The 1,630-nt window shown below is 59.4% G+C and carries 1 protein-coding gene; it reads left to right on the forward strand.

Translation table 11 applies throughout. The annotated features are described in order from the left end of the window. On the forward strand, positions 1 to 1,630 hold a 1,630-nt coding region (locus ABYT07_RS20960; RefSeq protein ID WP_372993928.1), incomplete at both ends, for a hypothetical protein.

The following is a 1,630-nucleotide window of genomic DNA, read 5'->3' on the forward strand; positions in this document are numbered from 1 at the left end:
GGTCAGACCGACCCAACGATTGCGGGCACGACACAGACCTGGACCGCGCTGAAAGCCGGGGCAGGGCAGCTGGATGTGCGCGGGATCAACGGTATTGACCTCAAGGCTTATGACCTCGAAGTCCGCCTGAACTCTGCCTCGACAACGGATCCTGCGGCGATGGCGACCAAGCTGGACTGGATCACGCTGAACGCGGCTGACGCGCCGATCTTTGGCACCACGTCGATCACGGATGCGGTTGACGGAATCAACGCCGATCTTGATTTCAGCGTTATGGGTGCCATCGAAGTTGCAATTGAAGATAACGTGCTTCTGTTCGGTGCCTTCGGCATCAACGCGCAGACCAAAACGATTGATGATGGCAACGGTATCGTTGTTGCCGATGCGTCGGTTCTGTCATTCTCAATCAGCGGCGCGACGCTGTTTGCAGGGGCAGGGGGCGCGTTGATCTATGATGATGTGACACTGCGTGCGACCGGTCTCGAAGAGGGCGGCACAGGGATCGCCGTTCAGGATGGCAACCTTGAGCTTGCGATTATCAGCGAAGCTGCCACGGCTGCCGCGCCTCTAAGCTGGCTTGCGGCCGCGGGCGAGATTGGTCAGGCTGACCTGCGCGGCATCGACGGGGCCATCGCGATTGCGCGCAATATCACCTTCCGCTTCAACGGCGCTGCGACGGATGCCGCGATGGTGTCGACCAAGCTTGACTGGACGGGCATCGACGATTTCAACGGCACGCGCATTGGCACGATTGAAGAGACGCTTGACCTGTCCTTTGGCGGTCAGATCGAGCTGAACATTCAGAACAACGTGATTGTCGCAGCGGACTTTGCGGGCAAGATCCAGACGGTTTCAAATGTGACCGACGGTGCTGGCATTACAGTCGCCGAGGCGCAACTGGTTCAGTTCAACCTGTCGAGCGCTTATCTATTCATCGGTGACGGTGGGGCATTCACGCGGTCCGGTGATCTGCCGAGTGGTGTTGTGAATGGTGTGGCCGATCAGGGCACGGGCTTTGCCGTGACGAATGCCGCGCTGAACCTTTATGTGGTGAACGAGACGGCTGGCGTTGCCGCGACATCGGTGCGCAGCTGGACCGGACTTTATGCGACCGCAAGCCAAGTCGCGCCGCGCGGGCTGCCCGAGGGTCTTGAGATCGCGGTGACGGATATCGAAGTTGTCTTTAACAAAGCGACTGTGACGGCGCTGCCCGGTGGTGTTGCGACCAAAGGTACCAAGCTTGATTGGGTCAATGTTGTGCAGTTTACCGCCGTGCCGGATGTGTTTGACGCGGGCACCGATCTGAAAGTGGCGGGCACGCTGACCCTGGATGCGTTCGGCTTTGTCGATCTGGGTGCGCGGTTTGATCTGCAAGTAATCTCGGGCGTGCAGGCCCAGCTGGATACAGATGCAGCGCTTGAAGATGCGAATCTGCTGCTGCTTGGACTGACCTTGACGGATCCGTTGTTTATCGGTCAGCCGGGTGGTGTGGGTATCTCGGTCGGGAGTGGTAATGTTGCGGTTGCGCTGCTGTCTGCGGTGCCTGACGCTGTCTTAACGGCGACAGTCACCACGATCCCGAGTGCGACGGCGATCACCGGCAGCCTTGGCAATGCGACGATCACGAACC

This window comes from Sulfitobacter sp., from assembly GCF_041552635.1.
Classification (GTDB): Bacteria; Pseudomonadota; Alphaproteobacteria; order Rhodobacterales; family Rhodobacteraceae; genus Sulfitobacter.